Annotated in this window: 27 protein-coding genes and 1 pseudogene; 15 read left to right on the top strand and 13 right to left on the bottom strand. The window is 62.2% G+C overall.

Annotated elements, in window-relative coordinates; translation table 11 throughout:
• Window positions 1-17: 17 nt before the first annotated feature.
• Window positions 18-617 (top strand): MarC family protein, encoded by a 600-nt coding sequence (locus AB7M23_RS09005; protein ID WP_099773433.1) that lies wholly within the window; start codon window positions 18-20, stop codon window positions 615-617.
• Here the strand turns inward: AB7M23_RS09005 and AB7M23_RS09000 are convergent.
• The 7 genes from AB7M23_RS09000 to cobG form a co-directional block, all read right to left on the bottom strand.
• Window positions 599-1,276: a hypothetical protein gene (locus AB7M23_RS09000; protein WP_454240643.1), complete on the bottom strand. Its 678-nt coding sequence runs from the start codon at window positions 1,274-1,276 to the stop codon at window positions 599-601. The genes AB7M23_RS09005 and AB7M23_RS09000 overlap by 19 nt on opposite strands.
• Window positions 1,277-1,299: 23 nt before the next feature.
• The gene (locus AB7M23_RS08995) at window positions 1,300-1,950 is read right to left on the bottom strand and encodes a hypothetical protein (RefSeq protein ID WP_454240642.1); all 651 of its coding nucleotides are present in this window, start codon (window positions 1,948-1,950) and stop codon (window positions 1,300-1,302) included.
• A 59-nt stretch (window positions 1,951-2,009) separates the two neighbouring features.
• On the bottom strand, window positions 2,010-2,711 hold the full coding sequence (locus tag AB7M23_RS08990; RefSeq protein WP_099773430.1) for a hypothetical protein: 702 nt from the start codon (window positions 2,709-2,711) through the stop codon (window positions 2,010-2,012).
• 112 nt (window positions 2,712-2,823) lie between these two features.
• Entirely contained in the window at window positions 2,824-4,530 is a 1,707-nt protein-coding gene (cobJ, locus tag AB7M23_RS08985; RefSeq protein ID WP_454240641.1) for a precorrin-3B C(17)-methyltransferase, read from the bottom strand.
• Window positions 4,530-5,261 (bottom strand): precorrin-2 C(20)-methyltransferase, encoded by a 732-nt coding sequence (locus AB7M23_RS08980; RefSeq protein ID WP_065757934.1) that lies wholly within the window; start codon window positions 5,259-5,261, stop codon window positions 4,530-4,532. Before AB7M23_RS08980 ends, cobJ begins: the two co-directional genes overlap by 1 nt.
• Window positions 5,261-5,887, bottom strand: coding sequence for a precorrin-8X methylmutase (locus tag AB7M23_RS08975; RefSeq protein WP_163934925.1), 627 nt, complete (start codon window positions 5,885-5,887; stop codon window positions 5,261-5,263). The genes AB7M23_RS08980 and AB7M23_RS08975 overlap by 1 nt, the downstream gene beginning before the upstream one ends.
• Entirely contained in the window at window positions 5,880-7,208 is a 1,329-nt protein-coding gene (gene cobG, locus AB7M23_RS08970) for a precorrin-3B synthase (protein WP_454240640.1), read from the bottom strand. The genes AB7M23_RS08975 and cobG overlap by 8 nt, the downstream gene beginning before the upstream one ends.
• A 116-nt stretch (window positions 7,209-7,324) precedes the next feature.
• On the opposite strand from cobG, the gene cbiE reads away from it, so the two are divergent.
• From cbiE to AB7M23_RS08920, 10 genes are all read left to right on the top strand, one after another.
• Complete coding sequence (gene cbiE, locus AB7M23_RS08965; protein WP_454240639.1) at window positions 7,325-8,536, top strand: precorrin-6y C5,15-methyltransferase (decarboxylating) subunit CbiE; 1,212 nt, start codon at window positions 7,325-7,327, stop codon at window positions 8,534-8,536.
• Window positions 8,529-9,623: a cobalt-precorrin-5B (C(1))-methyltransferase gene (locus AB7M23_RS08960; RefSeq protein WP_454240638.1), complete on the top strand. Its 1,095-nt coding sequence runs from the start codon at window positions 8,529-8,531 to the stop codon at window positions 9,621-9,623. Before cbiE ends, AB7M23_RS08960 begins: the two co-directional genes overlap by 8 nt.
• Entirely contained in the window at window positions 9,620-10,336 is a 717-nt protein-coding gene (locus tag AB7M23_RS08955; RefSeq protein ID WP_454240637.1) for a cobalt-precorrin-6A reductase, read from the top strand. The genes AB7M23_RS08960 and AB7M23_RS08955 overlap by 4 nt, the downstream gene beginning before the upstream one ends.
• Before the next feature lie 118 nt (window positions 10,337-10,454).
• A complete protein-coding gene (locus AB7M23_RS08950; RefSeq protein ID WP_454240636.1) occupies window positions 10,455-10,841 on the top strand; it encodes a DUF2946 domain-containing protein in 387 nt (128 codons plus the stop codon).
• Window positions 10,842-10,887: 46 nt separating this feature from the next.
• Window positions 10,888-11,358: a copper chaperone PCu(A)C gene (locus tag AB7M23_RS08945; protein ID WP_330522323.1), complete on the top strand. Its 471-nt coding sequence runs from the start codon at window positions 10,888-10,890 to the stop codon at window positions 11,356-11,358.
• 19 nt (window positions 11,359-11,377) lie between these two features.
• On the top strand, window positions 11,378-11,794 hold the full coding sequence (locus AB7M23_RS08940; protein WP_454240635.1) for a DUF2946 domain-containing protein: 417 nt from the start codon (window positions 11,378-11,380) through the stop codon (window positions 11,792-11,794).
• Window positions 11,795-11,874: 80 nt separating this feature from the next.
• Window positions 11,875-13,950 carry a TonB-dependent copper receptor gene (locus AB7M23_RS08935; RefSeq protein ID WP_454240634.1) on the top strand — a complete coding sequence of 692 codons (2,076 nt, stop codon included), beginning with the start codon at window positions 11,875-11,877 and terminating at the stop codon, window positions 13,948-13,950.
• A gap of 49 nt (window positions 13,951-13,999) precedes the next feature.
• On the top strand, window positions 14,000-15,364 hold the full coding sequence (locus AB7M23_RS08930; protein ID WP_454240633.1) for a PepSY-associated TM helix domain-containing protein: 1,365 nt from the start codon (window positions 14,000-14,002) through the stop codon (window positions 15,362-15,364).
• Window positions 15,365-15,541: 177 nt separating this feature from the next.
• Complete coding sequence (locus tag AB7M23_RS08925; RefSeq protein ID WP_454240632.1) at window positions 15,542-16,063, top strand: N-acetyltransferase family protein; 522 nt, start codon at window positions 15,542-15,544, stop codon at window positions 16,061-16,063.
• A 6-nt stretch (window positions 16,064-16,069) separates the two neighbouring features.
• Window positions 16,070-16,591, top strand: coding sequence for an N-acetyltransferase family protein (locus tag AB7M23_RS08920; RefSeq protein ID WP_454240631.1), 522 nt, complete (start codon window positions 16,070-16,072; stop codon window positions 16,589-16,591).
• Between the two features lie 58 nt (window positions 16,592-16,649).
• Here the strand turns inward: AB7M23_RS08920 and AB7M23_RS08915 are convergent, their stop codons facing one another.
• The gene (locus tag AB7M23_RS08915) at window positions 16,650-16,952 is read right to left on the bottom strand and encodes a chaperone modulator CbpM (protein WP_409277300.1); all 303 of its coding nucleotides are present in this window, start codon (window positions 16,950-16,952) and stop codon (window positions 16,650-16,652) included.
• A 2-nt stretch (window positions 16,953-16,954) separates the two neighbouring features.
• Window positions 16,955-17,920 carry a curved DNA-binding protein gene (gene cbpA, locus AB7M23_RS08910; protein ID WP_065757915.1) on the bottom strand — a complete coding sequence of 322 codons (966 nt, stop codon included), beginning with the start codon at window positions 17,918-17,920 and terminating at the stop codon, window positions 16,955-16,957.
• Between the two features lie 167 nt (window positions 17,921-18,087).
• Here cbpA and AB7M23_RS08905 point away from each other — a divergent pair, with 167 nt between their 5' ends.
• Together AB7M23_RS08905 and AB7M23_RS08900 are read left to right on the top strand one after the other, a co-directional pair.
• The gene (locus tag AB7M23_RS08905) at window positions 18,088-19,353 is read left to right on the top strand and encodes an Hsp70 family protein (RefSeq protein ID WP_454240630.1); all 1,266 of its coding nucleotides are present in this window, start codon (window positions 18,088-18,090) and stop codon (window positions 19,351-19,353) included.
• Between the two features lie 56 nt (window positions 19,354-19,409).
• Window positions 19,410-20,348, top strand: a complete 939-nt coding sequence (locus AB7M23_RS08900; protein ID WP_454240629.1) for a hypothetical protein — start codon at window positions 19,410-19,412, stop codon at window positions 20,346-20,348.
• A gap of 30 nt (window positions 20,349-20,378) precedes the next feature.
• Here AB7M23_RS08900 and AB7M23_RS08895 read toward each other — a convergent pair whose 3' ends face one another.
• The 4 genes from AB7M23_RS08895 to AB7M23_RS08880 all read right to left on the bottom strand — a co-directional run bounded on the left by AB7M23_RS08895 (window position 20,379) and on the right by AB7M23_RS08880 (window position 24,933).
• A complete protein-coding gene (locus AB7M23_RS08895; RefSeq protein ID WP_065757912.1) occupies window positions 20,379-21,386 on the bottom strand; it encodes an AI-2E family transporter in 1,008 nt (335 codons plus the stop codon).
• Between the two features lie 140 nt (window positions 21,387-21,526).
• Window positions 21,527-21,817, bottom strand: coding sequence for a PsiF family protein (locus AB7M23_RS08890; protein ID WP_454240628.1), 291 nt, complete (start codon window positions 21,815-21,817; stop codon window positions 21,527-21,529).
• 92 nt (window positions 21,818-21,909) lie between these two features.
• Window positions 21,910-22,800 carry an esterase/lipase family protein gene (locus AB7M23_RS08885; RefSeq protein ID WP_065757910.1) on the bottom strand — a complete coding sequence of 297 codons (891 nt, stop codon included), beginning with the start codon at window positions 22,798-22,800 and terminating at the stop codon, window positions 21,910-21,912.
• A gap of 72 nt (window positions 22,801-22,872) precedes the next feature.
• Window positions 22,873-24,933, bottom strand: coding sequence for an AsmA family protein (locus AB7M23_RS08880; RefSeq protein ID WP_454240627.1), 2,061 nt, complete (start codon window positions 24,931-24,933; stop codon window positions 22,873-22,875).
• 339 nt (window positions 24,934-25,272) lie between these two features.
• On the opposite strand from AB7M23_RS08880, the pseudogene AB7M23_RS08875 reads away from it, so the two are divergent.
• Window positions 25,273-25,584 (top strand): annotated as a pseudogene (locus AB7M23_RS08875) (phage infection protein); the annotation flags it as partial.
• Window positions 25,585-25,722: 138 nt separating this feature from the next.
• Window positions 25,723-26,355 (top strand): TetR family transcriptional regulator, encoded by a 633-nt coding sequence (locus AB7M23_RS08870; RefSeq protein ID WP_065757907.1) that lies wholly within the window; start codon window positions 25,723-25,725, stop codon window positions 26,353-26,355.

The raw sequence follows: 26,355 nt of genomic DNA, 5'->3' as shown, positions 1-26,355 counted from the left end.
TGCCGCGAGCCCACGCCATGCTTCATGAGTTGTTCAGCGTTTACCTGAAAATGCTCGTGCTCTACAGCCCGTTCTTTGTTCTGTCCTGTTTCATCAGCCTGACCCGTGGCTACTCCAGCAAGGAGCGCAAGCACCTGGCCTGGAAAGTCGCCATTGGCGTGCTCGTCTCCAGCGTTCTGCTGTACCTGTTCGGACGGGTAATCTTCGGCATCTTCGGTATCACCGCCGATGCCTTTCGCATTGGTGCGGGCAGCGTGCTGTTCATTTCCGCACTGGGCATGGCACAGGGCAAGTCTGCGGTGCAAACCGACAGCGTGCAGCAGGACGTCACCATCGTGCCACTGACCATACCGCTGACGGTCGGCCCAGGTACCATCGGTGCGCTGCTGGTGATGGGGGTTGGTCAACCGCACTGGGACGACAAACTGCTGGCAATCGTCAGTATCGCTGCAGCCAGCCTCACGGTCGGCCTGGTGCTCTACCTGTCCAACCGCATCGAACGCCTACTCGGCGACCAGGGCCTGCAGATCGTCAGCCGGTTGATGGGGCTGTTCGTCTGCGCCCTGGCGGCGCAAATCATCTTTACCGGGATAAAGGGCTACCTGTTACCCGGCTGAGACTGACCGCGCACAAGCATGATGTACTGCCGAGATGCTTCCGCCATTTTGCGAGCGACAACAGCGCGTCGCTCCTGCCGGAACAGGCGGGTATTGAACCGCACCAACTCGACACGCGGTTGAAAAACCTCGACCAAGCTGGAACGCTGCAGAAAGAGAAACCCCTGCTGCTTTTGCGGCACCCGGATTTCCTGATGAAAGAGCACCAAGTCGACCTGCCCGGCTTTGCTCTGCATACAGGGCAGCAGTTGAAAGCGTACCTCATCACGGGAACGGGCACTGCTTTCGAACAAGGTAAGCGCCTTGTCATCATTGGCAAGCCGCTTCACTGCAAGATCGCAAGCCTGTGCATAGTGCTCGCGCCCATCCTGACCAATCATGGCCAGCGCCGCGTCCACCACCCGCTCACGGTCCGGGCCAGGCAGCGGGGTATCTGCAGGGGGCGTAGCGTCCCACCCGAGGTACTTGAGCGTGTTCTTGTAATAGGCAAACCAGTCCTCGATCTGACCTTTGTTGTAAAGATCCCGAGTCACCCGCTGCGCATACAAGTTAGCCAGCAGGACGTCCTCCCGATCATCGCCCATAACGCCTGGCAGAAACGTTGCTACGCTTCCGTCCACCACGACGGCGTTATCCTCTCGCTTATCCAGCATGTTCATACTCCCATCCTTGTGAAGTACCGTTAGACGTCTATCGACGTCATTGAGCTATCGCGTTCCGAACGCATCATCATGGCCAAGTCTTCCCGGATCATTGCAAAGGTGCTCTCGTGAAGCTCAGCCTTGTAAAGCGACGTGTGGATGCTGCCCTTCAAGAGCCCCAAACACAGGTCTTGAAAGGTTTGAGAACTCTCCAGGAGCAAGTTGCCTCCAAGCAGAACAGGCCCAGGTTCGACAACCACAATGCCCAGCGCCAACTGGCTGCAACCCTTCGTTGATTGACTGCCTGAACGGATTAGCGACTGCTTGACGTGGTGTTGAGTCGGTAACTCGATAAAGCGCTGTAGCACGTCCCTGACGCGGCACCTTGATAAGGTCGAAACGAGCGCTACCAGCGCCTCCGTAAAGTCCTCGACAGGCTTGGATACACCGCAGTAGACATCCCTCTCGATGCGATAGCGCTGCGCTGATACAAGCCAGCCTAACGCTGATTGCGTCTCTCGATGTACCGCTAACCAGCCTTCATAGTCGAGAAACATCGAGCACTCGCTGTCGGCCTTTAACCGGGCAAAAAGCTGCGTATCCAGCACATCACTGCGCTCTTGCTTCGACAACGCGCGGGACAGCAGCAACAACGTACTACCACAGAGAAACTCTTCGTACTCTATTTGCATGTCAGCGCTCCCTGCTAACAAGGAGGGGGGCAATACGTCCCCCCCTCCTTTGGCGGATATCAACGCTTGAGCTTGAGGCTCAACAGGGTTTTCCGGGCGTTGTCGGCTACCTCACCCTCGACCACGTCTTTGTTACGCTCATACAGCGAGCGGTGGAAAGTGAAAGCAGCAGAACCGGTATACGTCTCGGCATTGCTGCCGCTCCAGCTGAAAAACAGCAAGCCGGTTTTCTTGTCTGGCGTTTGGTTTACCTGCACGGCACCAACGGTCATGATCACCTCACCGTTAGGCTGTTCCATGCAAGACGCCACACTCAGGCTGGTACCTTGCTTGCTCACCGCATTACGGGAAATCACACTGATAGCCTCGTCAGCCTTGTCCAGTGCCTTAAGGGCATTGCCTGCAACAACCGGCAAAACAGAAGCACTGGTACCGCCGGAGCCCAGAAGGCTCACAGCACCCGCCAGAGCGTGAACCATAAGACCATCCATGGTGAACTCGCGGTTGCTGGACTTCTCCTTGCTGTAGGTGTACTTGATCGAAACCCAGCCGCAGGCCTGCATGGTTTGAATGTAAACCTCAAACCACTTCTGCCCTTCCTCATTCGGGTGATGAGCGGCGGTGGCTGCCTGGCTTGCAAACAGATGGCAGTACTTGGCTGCTTCGCGGTTGCTCAGCGACATGCCTTTGACAAACGAAAGTACTTCTCCACTTGCTACTTCTGCAACATCGCTGGAGGTGTCCAAGATTGGGTTGTTCATGATTGATTCGTCCTTGATCGTTAGTGGTAACAGAGCCAGTGATGACTCTGCGCCCACACTAAGACAACGATCCAGGTCATTCAGGACAGAAACACTTCCCGGGTGATCCCGCTCAGCTAGCTGGCTTGTCGCCATACCAGCGTGGCGTGTACACCCATTGGCCACCCTCAGGACGAGGGAACACGCAGGTGGTGGACGACCCCACCAACACCATGGTGCGCATGTCCACCTGCTCAGGGGTCAGCTCCCCCAGGGTGATGACGCGCAATGTTTGCCCCGGCCTACCGATATCACGGCCAAGGACTACAGGCGTCTGCGCCGTACGGTGCTGACGTACGATTTCCAGGGCACGCCCCAGTTGCCAAGGCCGCGAACGCGAAATCGGGTTATAGAAAGCCAGCGCCAGGTCTGCCTGAGCCGCGAGGTCGAGGCGCTTCTCGATAATCGACCACGGCTTGAGGTTGTCCGACAGCGACAGCACACAGAAGTCATGGCCCAATGGCGCACCCGCTTGAGCGGCGGTGGCCAGCGAGGCTGAAACCCCCGGCAGGATCTCCAGGTCAACCGCATGCCAGGCCGGGTCGTCTGACTCATGAAGGGCTTCCAGTACCGCTGAGGCCATGGCGAACACGCCGGGGTCACCCGACGATACCACCACCACCGAACGGCCCTGGACCGCCAACTCGAACGCGTGACGCGCGCGCTGCATCTCTTCGCGGTTATCGGTGCAATGCAGCACCTGATCGTCGCGGAACGGGCCGGCCATACGCACGTAGGTCTCGTACCCCAGCACATCGTTGGCACGGGCTAACTCGGCCTTGACCGCCGGCACCATGAACTGCGCAGCACCTGGCCCCAGGCCAATCACCGCCAGTCGACCACGGGCACGGCCGATCGACTGAACGTCGATAGGCTGACTGGCCACGGCAATCGCAATGCCGTCACCCATCGCCTGAGGCAGCAGCAGTTGAGGCAGGGCCTGTGCCGCCAGTGCCACGACACTTTCAGCCGCCGGGGCGAAACGCAAGGCAACGCCCAACTCAGCTGCGGCATCACGCAGCGCCGGGCTGCTCATCTCGCTGTCTGCCGCCAACAGGCAGGCCAGCGCGGGCTCGGCAATCTTCGCCGCCTGCAGGGCAGCGCGCACGGCCTGAGCCGGTTCCGGCACTGTTGCGCTGATTGCCACCAATACGCAGCGCGGATGGATCAACAGCTCATGGGGCGAAGGCTCACGGGCTTCACAGCCGACATGGATCGAACGCTGCGCCTGTTCATCGTGCGGCAGTTGGGCTTGAGCCAACCAAGGCGCCGCCCCTTCAATACGCACCGGCTCACCAGCCAGCAGGTCGGAGACAAAGCGCTTACCCAGCTCAAGATCAGCCAAGGCATAACCACTGGGCGGGTTGAGCAGGCAGGTGCCAAAGCGCAACTCTCCGCTGGTGGTGATCGCCGCCGCGACGCCCAGGCCGGCGGCAATTTCACGGGCCATTACGTTGACGCCACCCAGCCCCCCCAGCAACGGCACCACGGCGCTACCATCTTCGGCCACGGCCAGCACCGGAGGCTCAGCGCCCTTCTCCAGCAACAGGTCGGCCAAGGTACGGATGACAATACCAGCGGCGCACAGGGCGATAATCGGCGTGTCCTGCTGATACAGCTGGCGCAGGGTCTGGCCGAACGCCTGATAACTCAGGTCGGCACCCTCGACCCGGCCCGCGAGGCCATGGATAAGGGCGTCGGGATACACCTGCTGGATTTTCCGGGCAGTGGCCAGGCTGCCCTTGCCGAGAATCACGATGGCCGGAGCCTTGCGCGCCATCACCCTTGCCACCTCTCACCCGGCACGATAATCAGCGAGAAATAAGGTGACGATTGCGGGTCGACCTCATCCAGCGCGACGATCTTCTGATTGGCCATGGTCGCCCGCTCGACATACAACGCACGCTCGGCCAGCCCCAGTTCGCTCAGCACCTGACGGACCTTGGGGAAGTTGCGCCCCAACTTCATGATCACTGCCGCATCGGCATCGGCCAGGCGGCGCTTGAGTTCTTCGTGTGGCAACACGCCCGAGAGAACCGACAGGCTCTGGTTGCGATACACCAGCGGCGCGCCCAACACGGAAGCACCACCCAACATCGAGCAGACACCCGGCACCACCTGCGCGTCGTAACGCTCGGCAAGGCGGTCGTGCAGGTACATGTATGAGCCGTAGAAGAACGGATCGCCTTCACAGATCACCGCTACATCGCGACCGGCATCCAGGTGCGCCGCCACGTCAAGGCTGGCCTGATCGTAGAAATCGCTGATGACCTGCTCATAAGACAATGGCGCTGGCAGTGCTTCGGTCGTCACTGGATAGACCAGTGGCAGCAGGGTCTGGGCATCCTGCAAATGCGCTTCGATAATGCCGAATGCGTTGCCACGCTTGCCCTTGGCAACAAAGTACGCCACCACCGGCGCCTCGCGCAGCAGGCGCAAGGCCTTGACGGTGATCAGCTCCGGATCACCCGGGCCGACGCCCAGGCCAAGCAAACGTCCACGAGCCTGCATCACTCCACCTCCGTGGCCAGGGCGTTGACCGCCGCTGCGGCCATGGCGCTGCCGCCACGGCGGCCTTCGACGATCACAAACGGCACGCCACGGCTATCAGCGGCGAGCATGGCCTTGGACTCGGCAGCACCCACAAAGCCCACCGGGAACCCCAGGATCAGCGCAGGCTTGGGCGCCCCGGCATCAATCATTTCCAACAGGTAGAACAAGGCGGTGGGGGCATTGCCAATCACCACCACACTGCCCTCCAGGTAAGGGCGCCACAGCTCCAGCGCCACCGCCGAGCGGGTGTTGCCCAGCTCGCGGGCCAGGTCCGGCACGCTGTCGTCCTTGAGGGTACAGATCACCTCGTTGTTAGCCGGCAGGCGCGCACGGGTAATGCCTTCGGCAACCATCCGCGCATCACAGAGAATCGGCGCACCCGCCGCCAGCGCATCGCGCCCGGCCTTGCCCGCGCCCGGGGAGAAACGCAGGGCATCAACCACCTCGACCATGCCGCACGCGTGAATCACCCGCACCGCGAGCTTTTCCAGGTCAGCCGGAATCCGCTCAAGACGGGCTTCCTGGCGAATGATGGCGAAGGAGTTGCGATAAATCTCCTGGCCGTCGCGGATGTAATCAATCATCGATGTTGCTCCATAAGCGGGTGTCCAGATAAACGCCCGCCTCTTCTATTGTCAGATTGCGCCCGCTGAGGACGCCCAGGCCCGGCTGCGCCGGGTCGTGAAAATACAGGTCGTAATGACCGGGGCCCACCGCCAGCAGCGTGGCTGGCGCGGCATGGGCCATGGCACAGGAGCGCTGGCAGCCGCTGAGGTGAACAGCACCAAGCGGGCCCGATCGGGATAGCAGCGGGGCCAGCCGCTGAGCATCGCCCTTGGTGTCGGACAGCGCCTTGGCACAGCCCGTCGAACCGGTGCACGCTACCAGTCGGGCCAAGGGTTCACGCACGTCACACAGCAACCCCAATGCGCTCAAACCGGCCAAGGCCGCCGAGGCCTGCTCCACGGCGACGTTCGGCAACAGCACACCCTGCCATGGCGTCATGCGCAGGCTACCGTCACCCCACTCGCGCGCAAGCCGCGCAACACCACGCAATTGCTCGGCACTCAAGCGTCCCAACGGGGCCACTGCACAGACGGCCGCACGATCGGGCTGAAGCTGTGGGTAGACTCCCAGCGGCTGGGCAAGGTCACCCACGCCCCTGCGCCATTGGCGAACGGCAACATCGCGCCGTAGCGTCAGGGGCAAACGGGCAACGAACGCCTCCACGCCCATTGTCGCCAACAACTGGCGCATACGCGCCTGCTCAAGCGAGGCCAGATCAAGAAAGGTGTTCAGTACCGCCAGCACCAGCGCATGCCCTTGTGCCAACGGCACCGCGCCCAATGCGCCGTCCTCACTCGGGCACCCTGCCAGCCCGAACGCCAGCCAGGGCTGACCTTCCAGGCTCAGTGGCGATAGCCACAGGTCATGAGGGTGACGAAGCATGGCCATCGCTTCACCGCCATCCAGCTGCACGGCGAACTTGGGTGACAGTTGCTGAAAACGCGGGCTGCTTTGCAACGAATCGAGAATCTGCCGGGCCAATGGCCGGGTATCGAACAGCATGGCGCGGTCCAGGCCCGCCGTTGGGCTGAGCATCAGGTTGCGCACATCATCACCGGCCATCTGGGTCGGCCCCAGGCCCGCCGCCAGCAAACAGGCAATCAACGCGTCGCGCTCGGTGCCAATGCCGCGAATCTGCAGGTTGCTGCGGTTGGTCAGCTCGATCACTCCGATGGCAAAACGCTCGGCCGCCTCGGCCACCGCATCAGCCTGGCCGGCACTGATTTCGCCGCCATTGAGCTTGATCCGGGAAATACCGCCATCCAGCGCCTGGACGATGCGCCACAACCCCGGACAGGCCGAGGGGCGTAACGCAGGGGGCGGCTGTAGCTCGTTCAAAAGATCACCCGATAATCGTCAAAAGGCGCTGGTCGTTGGAAGGCGCGGTATTATGCCTGCTTTGTCCGGCAGCAGGATAAGCCTGCTGGTCGGATTGGCAGTGTAGAGGATGCGGCATGGCCCCCTGGCTCACCCTGGTAGGAATCGGCGAAGACGGCTTCAACGGCCTCGGCAAGCAAGCCCGCAGGGCGCTGCTCGGCGCTGCGCGGGTGTTTGGCAGCCCACGGCAGCTGGCCTTGCTGCCACGCTGCATTGGCGCCGAACGCGAGCCCTGGCCTAGCCCGTTTTCCTTGACGCCGTTGTTGGCGCTGCGCGGTGAAGCGGTGTGTGTATTGGCCAGTGGCGACCCCATGCTGTATGGCGTGGGCGCTAGCCTGGCACGCCAGGTCGCGGCCAGTGAAATGACCGTGCTACCGGCACCGTCGTCCTGTTCGCTGGCGGCGGCCCGGCTCGGCTGGCCGCTGCAAGACGTTGTCACCCTCTCGGTCGTCGCTCGCCCGGTCGCCGCGGTGGCCGCTCACCTCTATACCGGTCAGCGCCTGCTGGTGCTGAGCAACGACGCCAGCAGCCCTGCAGCGCTGGCCGAACTGCTGCGTGCCCGCGGCTTTGGCGCCAGCCGTATGGTAGTGCTGGAGCACTTGGGTGGCCCGCTGGAGCGCCAACACGAAGGGCATGCCAATATCTGGTCGAACCCGGACGTGGCAGCACTGAATGTCGTTGCCATCGACTGCCAGGCCGACCCCGACGCGCCGCGCCTGTCGCCCTTGGCCGGCCTGCCGGATTCCGCCTTTCGTCATGATGGCCAGATCACCAAGCGCGATGTACGCGCCATCACCCTCGCCCGGCTCGCCCCGCAACCTGGCGAACTGCTCTGGGACGTTGGCGCCGGCAGCGGCTCCATCGGCATCGAATGGATGCGCGCGCACCCCAGTTGCCGGGCTCTGGCCATCGAGGCCGACGAAGGCCGCCAACAGCTGATCGAACACAACCGCGATGCACTCGGCGTACCCGGCCTGCAACTGATCCGTGGGCGCGCACCGCACGCGCTGGCAGGCCTGGAGCAGCCCGATGCGATCTTCATCGGCGGCGGTGTCACCCGTGAGGGTGTGCTGCAGCAATGCTGGGATCAGTTGCGCCCCGGAGGCCGCCTGGTCGCCAACGCCGTGACCCTGCAAAGTGAGGCCACCCTGGCCGACTGGCGTGAGCGCCACGGCGGCGAACTGACCCGCATTCACATCGCCCAGGCGCAACCGCTGGGTGAGTTCGACACGTGGCGCCAGGCGCTCCCCATTACCCTGCTCGATCTGGTCAAACCCCTCGATGCGTGACGAAACGGCCGAACAACCCGCGCCACTGCGCAGTGGCCTGACCACCGGTAGCTGCGCCACAGCCACCAGCCTGGCGGCGGCTCGCCTGCTGCTGACGGGGCAAGCCAGTGATGCGGTGCAGATCACCCTGCCCAAGGGCAAGGTCGTGCAGATGCGCCTGGAGTTCTGCCGCTTGCTCGACGACGGCGCCGAAGCTGGAACCCTCAAGGATGCCGGTGACGACCCGGATGTCACCCACGGTGCGCTGCTCTACAGCCGCGTTCGCCTGCAAGCACAGCCGGGCGTACGGTTTGTCGCGGGCAGCGGCGTCGGCACCGTGACCCGCCCCGGGTTGGTGCTGGCGGTGGGCGAGCCAGCAATCAATCCTGTGCCTCGGAAGATGATGACTGAACACCTGCAACGGCTGGCAGAGGAAGCCGCCTACGCCGGAGGGTTTGAAGTGACTGTGAATGTCCGCGATGGCGAAAACCTCGCCTTGAAAACCATGAACCCACGCCTGGGGATTATCGGCGGGCTGTCGATTCTCGGCACCAGCGGCATCGTCCGACCGTTTTCCTGCGCGGCCTACATCGCCTCGATTCATCAAGGCATCGATGTCGCCAGAACCAACGGTTACCTGCACATCGCAGCCTGCACCGGCAATGCCAGTGAAGACACCATGCGCCAGTACTACAACTTGCCGGAAATCGCCCTGATCGAAATGGGCGACTTCGTCGGTGCGGTGCTCAAGCACCTGCGCAAGGTGCCTGTGGACAAGCTGAGTATCTGCGGGGGGTTCGGCAAGATCAGCAAGCTGGCCGCCGGGCACATGGACCTGCACAGCCGCCACTCCAGTATCGACCTGCCGCAGTTGGCCGGTTGGGCCGCAGCTGTTGGTGCCAACGCCGAGCTACAGGCGGCCATCATCCAGGCCAACACCAGCCAGCAGGCGCTGGCGCTGGCTCACGCGGCGGGCGTAGCCCTGGGCGATGCCGTCTGCGCTCATGCCCGGGCCTTCGCGCAAACCATCGTCCCACCCCAGGTGCAGGTGGAAGTCTTCGCCATCGACCGCCAAGGCGGCATTGTCGGCCAGGCGGGTGTGCAATGAGCCCACGTATCCTGCTGCTCGGAGGCGTCACCGAAGCCTTGGCCATTGCGCGTCAACTGGGCCCCGAGCACGTCTACAGCCTGGCGGGGGTTGGGCGCGTACCGCAGGACCTGCCCTGCCAGGTACGTGTTGGCGGGTACGGCGGCGCGCAAGGGCTGGCGGCGTACCTACAGGCAGAAGGCATCCGCCTGCTGATCGACGCCACGCACCCGTACGCCGCACAAATCAGCCACAACGCGGTTCTCGCGGCCAAGCAGGTGGGCATCCCGTGCTGGGCACTGCGTCGCACGGCCTGGCAAGCACAACCTGGAGATGACTGGCGTGAAGTGGCCGACTGGGGCGAACTGATGCAGGCGCTGGCCCCCTTCCAGCGCCCGCTGTTCACCCTGGGCCGCGAGCCGTTGCAGCACCTGGACGAGATACCATCGCAGCAATTCTGGACCCTGCGCGCACTGGAGAGCTGCCCCGGCAACGACCGCTGCGAAATCATCGGTGCACGCGGGCCGTTCCGCATCGACGACGAACGTGCCTTGTTTGAGCGTCGGCAGATCGACGTGCTGATCAGCAAGAACAGTGGCAGCAGCGCCACCGAGCCCAAACTGGACGTGGCGCGCGAGCGCGGGGTGCCGGTGTTGATTCTCAAGCGCCCGGCATTGCCCGAGGCAGACCGCCTGTTCTGGTCGGCACAGGCATTGCTGGAGGCGCTGCGTTAAACGCCCGGTCAGTCCGGCAGGCTCAGCCTGCGGCACTTCATCGCACCCGGGCTTTTGTACTTATACTGGCACTTCTGGCTAAATGGCCAACACTCACGATTCCTGACCGGATCTTTCCATGCCACGACAACGGCTTGCCTATGCCTGGATCGCCTGCATCGCCGTATTGGTGAACATGCTGGCGATGCCGTTGTCTGCGGCAGCGCCGAAGGGGCAAGCCGAGCAACTGCTCTGGGGGGCGTTCTGCTCTGGCAGCGGTACGCAGTTGGTAGCGATTTCGCTGGGCCAGACCGAGCCCGGGCCGGCGAATGACGATCATTCCGTGATGCAGCACTGCTGGTGCTGCTCCGGATCGGCACCCGTGCTGGCGCTACCGGCACAAGCACCGCGGTTGCTGTTGCCCGAACAGGCGTTCGGCATACCGCATCCCCTGTTCAGCACGCTTCAGCCAACACCGCGGCAATTGTGGCCCGCCCTCAATCCTCGTGCCCCACCTCTGGTTTGATTCTCTACGCTATCCGTTGCGAAACCGAATCGACTGGAGAACTACCATGCTATTGAAAGCCTTTGCCCTGGCCGCCCTGCTGCTGCCGGTGACGTTTGCCAACGCCCATGAATACACCAAGGGCGATCTGCACATCGCGCACCCATGGTCGCAAGAACTACCGCCCAACGCGCCCAATGTGGCGGCCTACTTCGTTGTTCACAACAAGGGCAACAGTGCCGACCGCCTGCTCAGCGTCGCCTCCCCCATCAGCGACAATGCCGAGCTGCACGAGCACCTGATGAAGGACGGCCTGATGAAGATGCAGCAGGTGCCTAGCGTCGTCGTTCCCGCCGGCAGCGACCTGGTCTTCGCCCCTGGTGCCTATCACGTCATGCTCATGCAACCCAAGGACCGCAGCCTGCTGCGCGACGGCAAGCGCTTTCCACTCACCCTGCATTTTGAGAAAGCCGGCGATATCACGGTTGAGGTCGCGGTACAGAAGCAGCCGCCCGAAGAGGCTGCCCACAGCCATTGATCGCTGACGCGTCCCCGCGATGAGCACCTTGCGCCAACGCCAGATCCGGCCCGCATCACCTCGCGGCAGCTGGCTGAGCCTGTTCGCCATGTTGATGATCTTCATCGGCCCACTGATTTCTCAGTCGATGCCGATGGATCATCGTGCCTCCATGCCTGCGGGCATGGAAATGGGCATGGAGATGGCCTGTCACGAGGGTGCTCAGGCGACCAGCGCACACAAGGCCTCACCGTCACTGCACGTCCTGTGGGAGAAGTGCGGCTACTGCAGCCTGTTCTTCCACTGCCCGGCCCTGCCCCAGACGCACAGCCTGCTGGACAGCGCCATCACATCGGCCAGCACAGGCCTGATCGTCCAGCCTCGCCAAGGCCATGCCCGCCAGGCGATCTTCCCCGGCGCCCGAACCCGCGCTCCGCCTACCTCGTTTTCAGTCTGAACCCACTTGTTATCGAACTCGGCCCGGGCGTCTGCCTGAAGGTCGATGTCTGCCTTTGACTGAAAAACGTTGGAATGATTATGTCTGGCTGCACCGCTATGTTTCGTCTGTCCCTGCGCGGCACTATCGCCGTGGCCTGTGGCTCCCTGCTCAGCCCGTTCATCCTGGCCGCCGAGCAAGGCCATGAGAACCACACTCAAGACCCAGCCGAACTGAGCCCCACGGTCATCACCGCTGTGGCGCCCAGCTCACCGCTGACCGTGGTCACCAACCCCAAGGACCCTCGCCAGCCCGTACCCGCCAGCGACGGTGCCGACTACCTGAAGACCATCCCTGGGTTCTCTGCCATTCGCGCAGGCGGCACCAACGGCGACCCGGTGCTGCGCGGCATGTTCGGTTCACGCCTGAACATCCTCACCAACGGCGGCGTGATGCTAGGCGCCTGCCCAAGCCGTATGGATGCGCCGACGTCCTACATCGCACCAGAAACCTACGACCGCCTGACCGTGATCAAAGGCCCGCAGACCGTCCTCTGGGGGCCAGGCGCATCAGCAGGAACCATCCTTTTCGAGCGCGAGCCCGAGCAATTCGGCGAGCTTGGCAGCCGGGTCAACGCCAGCCTGCTGGCCGGCTCCAACGGCCGCTTCGACAAGGTGCTGGACGCGGCAGCAGGCGGCCAGCTGGGCTATGTACGTGTCATCGGCAACCAATCGCACTCGGATGACTACGAGGATGGTAACGGCGACACGGTGCCGTCCCGCTGGGACAAGTGGAACGGCGACGTCGCCCTCGGCTGGACGCCAGACGCCGACACCCTGCTGGAGCTGACCGCCGGCAAGGGCGACGGTGAAGCGCGGTATGCCGGGCGAGGCATGGACGGGTCGCAGTTCAAACGCGAAAGCCTGGGCCTGCGCTTCGAGAAATCCAACCTTGGCGACGTGCTCGACAAGGTCGAAGCGCAGGTCTACTACAACTACGCCGATCACGTGATGGATAACTACAGCCTGCGCACACCGCCCACCAGCGGCATGATGGCCGGGCCGATGGTCAGCAACGTCGACCGCCGCACCATGGGCGCGCGGATCAAGGCGACCTGGCGCTGGGCCGATGTGAAGCTGATCAGCGGTATCGATGCGCAGACCAACGAACACCGCCAACGTGGCGGCATGGGCATCGATGCACACAAGGACAAACCGTGGAGCAAAGATGCCGACTTCCACAACTACGGCGTGTTTGGTGAACTGACCTGGGAAACCACCCAGCAGGATCGGCTGATCACCGGCGCACGCCTGGACCGCGCCTCGGCCAAAGACTATCGCAAGACCACCTCAGGCATGATGCCGCGGCCCAACCCCACCTACGGTGACACCCGTGCCGACACCCTGCCCAGCGGTTTTGTACGCTATGAGCACGACCTCGCGGCCATCCCGGCTACCACCTACATCGGTCTCGGGCATGCCCAGCGCTTCCCGGACTACTGGGAATTGTTCTCGCCCAAATCCGGCCCTGACGGCTCGGTGAATGCCTTCGACGCGATCAAACCGGAGAAAACCACCCAGCTCGACTTCGGTATCCAGTATCAGACCGACGTGGTCGAGGCCTGGGCCTCCGGTTACGTTGGCCAGGTGCGCGACTACATCCTGTTCGACTACACCCAGAACAGCTCGCAGGCCCAGAACATCGATGCACGGATCATGGGCGGTGAACTCGGTGCCGCCTACAAGCTGACCTCCAACTGGAAAGCCGATGCCACCCTGGCCTACGCCTGGGGCAAGAACAGCAGCGATGGCGCGGCCCTGCCACAAATGCCGCCGTTGGAAAGCCGCCTGGGCCTGACCTACAGTCGCGATGACTGGAGTGCCGGCGCGCTGTGGCGCGTGGTAGCGGCGCAGAACCGCATTGATGAAAACAAGGGCAACGTGGTCGGCAAGGACTATGAAAAGAGCGGGGGCTTCGGCGTGTTCTCGCTCAACGGCGCTTACCGCGTGAACAAGAACCTCAAGCTCAGCACGGGCGTCGACAACCTGTTCGACAAAGCCTATGCCGAACACCTGAACCTGGCCGGTAACGCCGGCTTCGGTTATCCGGCCAATGACCCACAAGCGATCAACGAGCCGGGGCGTACGTTCTGGACCAAAGTCGACCTGAGTTTCTGATGCAGCCGGGCGCGGCTGAAAAGCCGCGCCCACACCGCTGGAGCGTGCAATGAAAAAAGTACAACCGTCTTTCTACAACCTGGCCTGGCGCTGGCACTTCTACGCTGGGTTGTTCGTGGCTCCGATTATGATCCTGCTGGCCATCACCGGGATCATCTACCTGTTCAAGCCACAGCTTGATCCGCTGATGTACCGTGACCTGATGGTGGTCGAGGCGGGCCATCACCGGCAAAGCGCCGACACCCTGCAACAATACGTACAACACGCCTACCCACAGGGGCATGTCGGGCAGTACCTGCCTGCCCCGGCGACCGATCGCAGTGCGCAATTCGTGGTGCATGAGGGCGGGCGAGAACTGAATGTATTCATCGACCCCTACACCGGCACTGTACTCGGTACGCAGGATGCCAAGCGCAACCTGCAAGCGGTGGCCCGTGCGCTACACGGCGAGCTGATGATCGGCACGGTCGGTGACCGCGTGGTTGAATTGGCCGCAGGCTGGGGCATCGTCCTGGTGGTGTCTGGGCTGTACCTGTGGTGGCCACGCGGCAAAGCTTCGGCTGGCGTGCTGTGGCCGCGCCTGGGCGCACGCGGGCGTCTGTTCTGGCGCGACCTGCATGCCGTCAGCGGTTTCTGGGGCTCAGCCTTGCTGTTGCTGATGTTACTCAGTGGCATGACCTGGACCGGCTTCTGGGGCAAACAATACGCCGACCTGTGGAACCGCTTTCCGGCGGCCATGTGGAACGACGTACCGCAGTCCGACCAGCAGGCCCGCACCCTCAACAACGCCAACCGGCAGACCGTGCCTTGGGCCGTGGAAAACACGCCAATGCCACAGTCCGGCGCACACGCTGAACATGCCGGTCACGTGGCCGCCAACTCGGCGCCCGCGTTGCCACAGGTAAGCCTGCAACAGGTCGAAGACATCGCCACTGCGCGCCAGGTTGAACCGGGCTACAGCATCACCCTGCCGAGCACGGCCGAAGGTGTTTTCACCATTGCCGTGTTCGCCGACGACCCGCGTAACGACGCCACCCTGCATGTCGACCAATACACCGGCAAGGTGCTGGTGGATGTGCGCTGGCAGGATTACAACGGCGTTGCCCGAGCCACTGAGCTGGGGGTGATGTTGCACGAGGGCAAATTGTTTGGCCTGGTCAACCAGCTCATCGTATTGCTGATCTGCCTGATGATCCTGCTGGGCTCGGTCAGCGGGCTGGTGATCTGGTGGAAACGCAGACCTCAGGGCGGGCTGGGCGTACCGCCCCTGCGGCATGACCTGCCGCGCTGGAAATCAGCCACCGTGATCATGCTCGGCCTGGGCATTGCCTTCCCGCTGGTGGGTGCCTCGATGCTGGTGGTATGGCTGCTGGACCGAGGGCTGGGCCGTCGCGTCCTGGCAGCGGCCACCTGACCTCTCAGGCCTGCCTCGCACGCAGGGCCCTGCAGGCCCAACAAAACACGCCGCGATAAAGGGCAAATTATCGCGGCTGAGTGGCAAAAGACTTTGGCAAAAACATGGAGGCCGAGGGTGTACGCGGGCTGGTAACCCTTTAACCTGAACACCTGCCTTACGCCTTGAGAACCTGCCATGACCTACCTGATCCGCGATGCCGTTCACGCCGACCTGCCGGGCATCCGTGATATCTACAACGACGCCGTGCTGAACACCACGGCGATCTGGAACGAACAACCGGTCGACCTGGACAACCGCAGGGCCTGGTACGAGGCGCGCCAAACGCAGCAGTACCCGATCCTGGTGGCAGTCGACGCAGCCGGTGAGGTGCTAGGCTACTCATCATTCGGTGACTGGCGTCCTTTCGAGGGGTTTCGCCACACGGTCGAGCATTCGGTCTACATCCGCGCCGATCAACGTGGCAAAGGCCTCGGCCCGGCCTTGATGCAGGCCTTGATCGAACGTGCACGGGCCTGCGGCAAACATGTGATGGTGGCGGCTATCGAAAGCGGCAACCAGGCGTCGATTCACCTGCATGAACGCCTGGGCTTCACCCTGAACGGACACATGCCTCAGGTGGGCGTGAAGTTTGGCCGCTGGCTGGACCTGACCTTCATGCAATTGATCCTCAACCCGGGTGCACAGCCCATGGAGTGACCGCTGATGAACGCTGCCCATTTACACCGCGTAACCCACGAAAGTTTTGCGCATTACCGCGACGGCCTGGTCGCACTGTTGCTTGACGCGGTTCGTCAGGGCGCATCGGTTGGTTTTCTCGCGGATATCGACGCCCAGCAGGCCAACAACTACTTCGACGAGGTCAAGGCACGCCTGACCACGGGTGAGTTGCTGCTGTGGGTCGTGAGCAAGGACAAGGATGTGCTGGGCAGTGTTCAACTCGGTTTGTGCCAGAAGCCCAATGGCCTTAACCGTGCCGAAGTACAGAAGTTGTTGGTGCATGGCAATGCCCGCCGACGCGGGCTGGGCCAGCAGTTGATGCAGGCGCTGGAGCACGCGGCGCGCAAGGAGCGGCGCGGCCTGCTGTACCTGGACACCGAGGCGGGCTCAGAGGCCGAGGCGTTTTACCGGTCCCTGGGCTACACCCGTGCCGGTGAAATCCCGGACTATGCCTGTGGGCCCGACGGCACCTACCGACCGACAGCCTTGTATTACAAACTACTGTAACCGGCAGCCTGCGTCGTCGAAGCGCCGACACGGCTGGCGCGACGCCCGGGCCACAAGCTCAGACCTTTAAAAAGCGCCCCAGGCGCTGCCTGAGCATGCTGTTTTCGCTGCGCAACTGCTGCACTTCCTCCAGCAGCTCCAGCGCCAGCGCTACGCCCTCCCACTCCAGGTCCAGGTCGCGCTGCAGTTTCGCGGCGCGCCGGGCCAGGACCGACGCCTGTTCATCGAACAGCCATTCCTCCGGCGTTCGCCCTGACGGTTCAACAATGCCGTGTTCGACTATTTCGATCACATAGGCCGCCGGTAGATCGGCTTCCTGACAAAAGGTCTGCATGTCCAGTTGAACGATCAGGGTGCTCATACTCAGCTACTCCATTGTGCTCTCGGATTGAACCCGGCCTTCTCCGACAGTTTGGTCCACAGTTCGCGGGTGGCGGCATCGGACTGGCTTGGCATCACCACCTTCAACTGCGCATAGAGGTCGCCACGTTCGCCCTGCTTGTTGGCCAGGCCCATGCCCTTGACCCGCAGGCGCTGACCGCTCTGGCTGTCCGGACGAATGGTCAGGTTGATCTTGCCGGTCAGGGTCGGCACAGCCACCTTGGTACCCAGCGCCGCCTCCCACGGTGCCAGCGGCACGGTGATGATCAGGTCATGGCCTTCGACATCGAACAGCGGGTGCGGTGCCATGCGGATGGTCAGGTACAGGTCGCCACTTGCGCCACCACCAATACCCGGCGCCCCCTGGCCCTTGAGGCGGATGCGCTCACCGTCGGTGACACCGGCGGGAATTTTCACGTTCAGCGTCTTGGTGGTGTCACCGGTGCGCTGACCATGGCCGTTGTACTGCGGCACCTTGAAGCTGATCTGCTTCGACTCGCTGGCCAGTGACTCTTCAAGGAAAATCGCCAGTTCCATTTCCACGTCTTGCCCTCGCCGACCAGCGCTGCGTTGCTGCTGACCACGGCCAAACGGGCTGCCGTTGCCACGCCCGCCAGCACCGAAGATAGAGCTGAAAAACTCGGAGAAGTCGCCACCGGCAAAACCGCCACCGGCCCCGGCACCGCCACGGCTTTCCCAGCCCGGCGGCCCCTGGAACGGTCGACCATGCTGACCGTACTTGCGCAACTCATCGTACTCGGCGCGTTTTTCCGGGCTGCTGAGCGCCTCGTAGGCCTCGTTGGCCTCCTTGAATTTTTCCTCGGCGTCACGCTCCTTGCTGACGTCAGGGTGATATTTGCGCGCAAGCTTGCGGTAGGCGGTCTTGATCGCCTTGTCATCCGCTGTCGGCTCTACGCCCAAAATCTTGTAATAGTCTTTGAAGTCCATCTAAGGAATCACCATCAGTTATCGAATGCATCACTGCTTATAGAGATTGGGGTCAAGCATAGCCTTTCAAGACGCACTGCGGTTTGCTCCCGGACAGATATTCGGTCTTGATTCTGCCGGTGGCTGGCATAAACTGCGCGGCCGTTTTTCCCCCGGAACCGCATTCCATGAATCACGCATCCCCGGCCCGTGCCTGCGGCATCGACTTCGGCACCTCCAACTCCACCGTCGGCTGGCATCGCCCTGGCGTGGAGTCGCTGATCGCTCTGGAGGACGGCAAGATCACCCTGCCGTCGGTCGTTTTCTTCAACCTTGAAGAACGCCGCCCGGCTTATGGTCGGCTGGCCCTGCACGAGTACCTGGATGGCTATGAAGGCCGCCTGATGCGTTCGCTGAAGAGCCTGCTGGGCTCCAAGCTGATCAAGCACGACACCAGCGTACTCGGCACTGCCCTGCCGTTCAAAGACCTGCTGGGGATGTTCATTGGCGAGCTGAAGAAGCGTGCAGAGGCCAACGCCGGCCGAGCCTTCGACGAAGTGGTATTGGGCCGCCCGGTGCATTTCGTCGATGACGACCCGGTGGCCGACCAGGAAGCCGAAGACACCCTGGCCGAAGTGGCCCGCAAGATCGGCTTCAAGGAAGTCTCATTCCAGTACGAGCCCATCGCGGCAGCATTCGACTACGAGTCGAGCATCAGCGGTGAAGAGCTGGTGCTGATCGTCGACATCGGCGGTGGTACCTCGGACTTCTCCCTGGTGCGCCTGGCACCGGAGCGGCACATGCTCGATGACCGGCACAGCGACATCCTCGCCACCGGCGGTGTCCATATCGGCGGTACCGACTTTGACAAGCAACTGAGCCTGCAAGGCGTCATGCCGCTGTTCGGTTATGGCAGCCGCATGAAGAGCCAGGCGCTGATGCCTACCAGCTATCACCTGAACCTGGCCACCTGGCACACCATCAACTCGGTGTACTCGCAAAAGTCCCAATTGGCCCTGGGCAGCATGCGCTACGACATCGAGGACACCGGTGGCATCGACCGCCTGTTCAAGCTGATCGAACAGCGCGCCGGTCACTGGCTGGCCATGGAAGTGGAAGAAACCAAGATTGAACTGACCCACGCCGACAACCGCCGCGTTGACCTTGGCCGAATCGAGTCGGGGCTGGACGTGAACCTCACTCGCGCCCTGTTCGAAGCCTCTATCGAAAACCTGCTGGAGCGCGTGCGTGGCAGTGTCGATGAGCTGCTGGGCAAGGCCGGTGTCAGTGTCGAACAGGTCGATACGGTGTTCTTCACCGGCGGTTCCAGCGGCATCCCGGCGCTGCGCCAAAGCGTGGCCGCCATGCTGCCCAATGCTCGCCATGTCGAAGGCAACATCTTCGGCAGTATCGGCAGCGGCCTGGCGATCGAGGCACGCAAGCGCTACGGCTAACAGGCGCCACACGTACATCAATGCCCAAGGACGGGATCTTCACAAGGAACGGAAAGATGAACATGCGCGTACTGATCCTTGTCTTCACGCTGGCTCTGACCGGCTGCAAGGACACATTCCTGACCCTGCATTTTCAAACGCCGGTACACAGCCACGACCTCTACAAAGCGGTCAATGATACCTATCTCAATTCGCTCTATACCGCGATCAATGCCCGTGGCATTGATCCTGAACAGGTCGATCTGGAGCTGGACGAAAACGACAACAGGGTCATTCATCTGAAGGTGAGCGACACGCTGGGCGTCGAACAACGTGCGACCCTGCAAGCGTTGTTCGAGGAGGTTCCAAAGGCACGCGCAGCCACCTCCTGGGAGGTCGACATGGTGCTGGAGCCGGATGCCAAGGAAGCTGCTGGCTTGAGTACGCAGGAGCGGCAACGGCTGAGCCACTTCACGCAACCGATCAGCCTGACGCTGAAACTCGATCCGCAACTGAAAATGTACGCCAGCGCCTCAGCGGCGGAGCGTCGACAAGCCCGCCTGAACGGCACTGAAGTGGAAACCGAAATGGACTGCCATTTCTCTGCAGATGTCTCGGGCCCGGTGCCGTTCAAACTGCTGGGTATCACCCAACTGCCCGGCAGCCCACCGGAACGTGCACGGCTGAGCTACTCACGGAACACGGGCTACCCGCCTGAAGAAATTCCCGCACATTTCCTGTTCAAGGACGCCGCCTTGCGGCAAAAGATCGAGCGCGGCGAAGTCAGGCCCTGGCAGGAAACCGTCATACTGGACGCAAACACAGCGGCCGGTTTCACCTTGTCACTGGAGTACGCCAGGCTGGGCCGGCATCGGCTCTGGCTGGACCAGCGCCCAGATTGGCGCATGTACAAGCTGAGCGAAGACTGCGAAAACATCATCGCCTACATCGGTCGCCCCTTCTCGCTGTTTGCCGGTAAGGGGATCGACCGGCTTGAGCGGGTCACCACCCCGTAGGCGCGAGCAACCCGCCTGCCATGACGACGATCAGACCAGTTCGGCCCGGCGCAGCTCACTCTTCAGGTACGCGTAGTAAATCGGCCCAGCCACCACACCGGGCAGGCCGAACGCGGCCTCGAACACCAGCATAGCCAGCAGCAGCTCCCACGACTTGGCACTGATCTGCCCGCCGACAATCCGCGCGTTGAGGAAGTACTCGACCTTATGAATGACGATCAGGTAACCCAGCGCGGCCATCGCCACCCAGATCGACAGCGACAGCCCCACGATGGTGATCAGGGTGTTGGATATCAGGTTGCCAATGACCGGCAACAGCCCCAACAGGAAGGTCAGCACGATCAAGGTCTTGGTCAGCGGCAGGTGCACACCGAACATCGGCAACACCAGGGCCAGGAAGATCCCGGTGAAGAAGGTATTGAGCAGGGAGATCTTGATCTGGGCGAAGACGATGTTGCGAAACGCCTGCACCAGCAGCGCCAGCCGGTTGAACAACGCGGCGGCCAACGGCTTGCGCTTGGAGATGTCGGGAATTTTCTGCAAGGCCACGATAGCCCCCAGGATCATCCCGATCAGCAGGGTGACGAACATATGCGCCGCCCCCTTGCCCACCAGTTGCAGCTCGCCAAGGTGGGTTTTGAGCCACTCGCCGATGGCCACCTTGAATTCGGCGGCGCTGGCCGGCAGGTAGGCATCGATAAAGGGCGGCAGCTGCCCACGCGCCTGGTCCACCAGCAGCATGAACTTGTCCAGCGATGCGCCGGGGTTCTCGGCCTCATGCAGGAGGAAACTGATTGCCCCGGCAAACAACAGGGTCAGGGTGCTGACCACCAGGGTTCCCAACAAGGCGACAGCGAGCCAACGTGCTCGCTGCCCCGCGATCAGGTGCTGCAGTTTCGGGGTCAGCATGTTGACCAGCTCAAACACCAGCAAGCCGGCCAGAAGACTGGGAAGCAGCTTGAGCGGCAACACCAGCAACAGGCCGGAAAACACGATGATCCAACTGGCCAGGGTGACTTGGCGCTGGGTGAACGTCATACAACCTCGTCCGGGTACGGTCACAAAGACGGCAGTCTGCCAGCCTTCGACGGGCAGGCATAGTGACCTGTCACAGGACCTCACCTGAAACCCTTGCCCTCAAGGGGCTGCGCGCAGCGGATCAACCGATAAAGCCAGTGTTATTTCTTCTTCAGGCAATCGCTCATGAAGGCCTTGCGCTCGTCCCCTTTCAACGCTTTTTCACCGGCAACTTTGTTGCACATCGTCATTTTGTCCTGCTGGCTCATGGGCGCAGCAGGTGCCGCCTTGAGGCAGGTGCTCATGAACGCCTTGCGCTCATCGCCCTTGAGGCTCTTGGCAGTCGCCTCGGCGTTGCAGGTCGTCATTTTTTCCTGTTGCGCCGTGGCCGCAAAGCCTTGCGAACACAGCAACAAGCCCGCCACCAACAACGGCACGTGCAGCATTTTCATGGAGTCGTCTCCTTGTCGCCGCGCCCTGCGCACGGCCTCGCCGAGAGTGTAGACAAGGTTTTTACACGCTTGCGTCCAGCCAAGGGCCGAAGTTACATCCCTGCCGCTTTCAGGCGCGCCGCATGCTCACTGAACAACCGCACGGGTTCAGCACCCTTGCCGACTGCGCCGAGCGACTGATTGACGATGTCCAGGTGGTCGAACGGGTAATCGTCACGAATGACTTCGCCCAGGTGCGAGCTGTAGCGCCCGACCATACCGTCACACTGCCCCGCCTCGCGCACAAAGGCTCGGGCGAACAGACGGCAGAAACGGTTACTGCCATCGAAGCGGTTCAAGCCTTGATCGGTGAACCCTGGCTGCAGCGTGCCGGACCAGGAGTAGTAGCGCACGCCATTTACCGAGGACGGCCCGTGCCCGCCCCAGGTGTCCGGCAACCCTTGGGGATACTGCTGATTGAACAGTGCAACGCCAGCCGTGGTCAGTGAATGGTGCGCGGCGTGTACATCAATCGGTAGCCGAGGACCGCGCCAACCGGTTTCCAGCCATACGATCAACACCCCGCAGACGTGCAGGGTAACCTTGAGCAGCCGCGCCCTGACGGAGCCGACGGGATAGCGCGCGTGCAGGTGATCGGCCAGTTCCGAGCCGTGATTGGGCCCGGCAATCGATGTCACCGAAGCCACCCATTCCGGGCGTTTGGCCGCCACATAACGCGCACTCAGGGCGCCTTGGCTATGGCCCAGCAAGTTGACCTTTTCCGCACCCGTCTGGCGCCGAATCGCGTCGATGTGCTGTAACAGTTGCTCACCCTGGACCTCACTGGCATGCAGGGGCGAGACGGGCACTGCAAATACGGTGGCGCCCCCCTGGCGCAGCGCTGGAACAATGCCAAACCAGTAGGGGTAGAGCAGCAGGCGCACAAAACCAAACATGCCCGGCACCAGCACCAGTGGATAACGCGTGGCAAGCGGTTGCGACATCGCATCAGGCTCCTGATCTGTGCACAGGCTTCCACATTACAACCCCGGCAACGACAACCGCAATCGAGTCCCCTAGGGGGCCGAAAACGTGATCTCGTCAGTCTTGCCCGCTTGCATCTGCGCCAGCAGAGGCGTGCATTGGTTGGGCTGATCACCACTGGGAGCGACCAACGCCAGCAAGCCAGCTGCCGGGGCAACCGCCACCCCCAGCGCGACCAGACCGGCACCGCGCAGCATCAACGGCACGGCCTGCACCCCGGCACTCGGCTTGGCGAATGGCCCGCGCACATACAGCGGTGAGCGCAACGACAACAACCTCACACCCTTGGACTGAGGGTCGATGTCCAGGTCCAATTGCTCCTCGGCCAGGTTGGCCGTCCCCTCGATATTGATGATCGCAGTCTCGGTGTCGAAGACAAACAACCGGCTTGTGGCCAGCCCCTCCTTGATCCCGACATCGGCGGCGGCGCAGTTGATCTTCACTTCCTTGTCGCCAAACAACTTGCCAATCACATAGTTGCCGACGTTGAGGCCGGCGATTTCCATCAAGTCACGGCTGATCGCACCATCGTTGATGAGCATCTTCAGTTCACCATTGGCAGTGCCCAGCAGGGCCGCCACCGAGTTGCCGCGCCCGCTCAGGTCAGCATCCCCGTTCAGCTCACCAAAACTGGTCTGCAGAGGTTCGAAGCCCGGAAACAACGCTTTCAGCTGGAGGTTGCGGGCACTGAGCTGAGCGCTACCTTGCATGGGCTCGGTGCGGCCATCGAGATGCACCTTGAGCCGCAGGGAGCCACCGGCCATGCCAAAGCGCAGCGGTTCAAGGCTCAACACGCCATCGTCGAGCAGAACGTGGGTCGACAGGTCGCTGAAAGGGAGCCTCGCACCGTGTTCAATGCGCTTGCCGCTAAAGCTCACGTCGGCATCCATTGCCCGCCAGCGCTCGGTACGGAATGCCTCCACTGGCAGTACCTTGCCGGCGGGTTGCGCACTGGCGCCGCCGCGGGCCTTCTGCGCGGTATTGGAATCGGCACCGATCAGCGGTGCCAGGTCCTTGAACAGCACTTGATTGGACACCAGCGCACCACTGAGCTTGGGCCGTGGCTGACGGGCAAAAAAGGTCAGATCACCGTGAATGTCGCTTTCACCGATCGTGCCGTTGAAGCCCTCATAACGGAACACTGCACCACCCGGCTCACGCAACTTGGCGGTCAAATGGCCGTCGGTTGAATAGCCGGGGGAATCGGGCAAGGTCACCCCGGTCAACGGGTACAGGTTGGCCAGACTCGCCCCGGCAAGACGCAAACGCACGTCAAGCGCGCCAAGGTTACGCGGATCAGTCAATGTGCCGGCAAGGGTGACATGGGTGTCGCCGCTACGCAGATCCGCCTGCAGCGGAAACGGCTGGCGCACGTCTTGAAGGGCCAGCAGCCCCCCGACTTTGCCATGCCCGGTCAATGGCTGGCCGTGATAAAGGCCCTCGACCTTGAACCCGAATGCATAGTCCTGGGTGGTGGTCTTCTGCGCTGACGCCTGACCGACGATGTCACTGAAAGGGATAGGCTTACCCAGTGGGTCGATCACCAGGTTCAGTTGAGTCTTGAGGGTCTGATCGTCCAGGCGTACCTGCCCCTTGTCGAAGCCAATGGTCCCGATCTCCAGCGTCCACGCAGAAGGCTCGTCCTGCTCGACCTTGTTGGCCCGCTCAAAGGTCCAGTTCGCGCGCCCGTTGGCCAAGCGCTTGAGGCTGGCGGTCGGCTGCTTCAGGTCAATACGCGGGATGACTACCTGGCGAACCAGCAGTGGCAACAACGACAGGCGAAATTCGACACGCTTGAGGCCGACCATTTGAGTGCCCGCCAACCAGTGCGGATTGCCCAGGCTCAGGTCTTCGGCAAGGACATGAGGGGTGGGCACCCAGGCATGCCAGCCCTCCAGCTCGGCATCACGCTGCCAGCGAACGGCCAGATTGCCATTGATTGCAAACGGTCGATTCAGGGTTTCGGAAACCCTGGCACTGAGCATCGGTTTGATTCGGTTCCAGTCGAACGTGGCGATGAACACGGCCAACGCGGTCAACACCAGAAACAGGCTGGCGAAGACCCAGGTAAACAGTTTGGCAGGGCGCGTCATTGCACAATTCTCCAGTCACTGCATGGCAAAAAGCGGGCGCTTTGATAGCACTCTTGGATTGGGACCAACGAAATACGCAGGGGTTTAATCCGGCGTGCATGATACCGGCGTTTTTTTCTGACCCGGCTGCCAACTTCACGCCGTACGTCCGTTTGCAACGCGACGCAGCAGGCCGCTCTGCCGTTGCAGCATGGCTGGAAACGCACGGGCTAGAGGGGGCGCGGAGAACTATCAATCCTGTTGATTGTTACCATTAGCTTTATGCACTTTTCCATCTGATTTCCGGGAGTAGCATTGGCGCCGTACTCACTTTCCAATCCTTTCAAGGAGCGCCATCCCATGAAACACCCATTGCTGCTTAGCCTGTCTTTATCCCTTCTGGCTGCCAACGCGTTTGCACTGCCGGCAGTTGAACAAGCCCCGTCCGCCGAAGCACGCTCCAGCAGCGCCGTGATCAGCCAACCTCTGGATACCCTTGCCGAAGGTGGCGCGGACCGTCTGCTCGAACGTAACCGCGTTGCCGAGGGCGGCGCCGACCGCCTGATCGAACGCAACCGTGTTGCCGAAGGCGGCGCCGACCGCCTGCTGCAGCGTGAGCGCGTCGCCGAGGGGGGTGCTGATCGCCTCATCGAAAGAAACCAGCGCGTGAGCTGACGCCTATGCCGAACAACAAGATCACCAAACGCGCGAACACCTCCCCTCCTGGCCCGGTCATTTGAACCGGGCTTTGTTTTTCCGGGCCAAGGCAATACAGTGCAGGGCCGTTTAATTTGCGGATCGACACGTCCCATGCTGCCGCGCGCCGAACAAAAGCAACTGACTCGCCATGCCCTCCTTGATGCGGCTCGCCAACTGATGGAGAGCGGACGCGGCTTTGGCAGCCTCAGCCTGCGTGAAGTCGCCAAAAGCGCCGGCATTGTCCCGACCGGTTTCTACCGGCACTTCAGCGATATGGATGAACTGGGCCTGGCATTGGTCTGCGAGGTGGATGAAACCTTCCGCCAGAGCATTCGTCTGGTCCGACAGAATGAATTCGAACTCGGTGGCATCACCGATGCGTCGGTGCGCATTTTCCTGGATATCGTGGCCGCCAATCGTGCGCAATTTCTCTTCCTTGCCCGTGAGCAGTACGGCGGCTCGCAAACGGTTCGCCAGGCCATTGCCACCTTGCGCGAAGGCATCAGTTCGGACCTCGCGGCCGACCTGGCGCTGATGCCGCGCTGGCACCATCTGGATGCCGCCGCACTGGCTGTCCTTGCCGACCTGGTGGTCAAGACCGTGTTCGCCACCCTGCCGGAACTGATCGACCCTCCCGCCGAACCGCTGGAACACCACCTGACCCCCGAGGCCAAGATCATCCAGCAACTGCGCTTCATCTTCATCGGCGCCAAGCATTGGCAAGGGCTTGGCACGCCAGGATGA

The organism is Pseudomonas sp. HLS-6 TE3448, assembly GCF_053629555.1.
The sequence above is the reverse complement of the archived record's forward strand: the minus strand, read 5'-3'. Positions and strand labels throughout refer to the sequence as shown.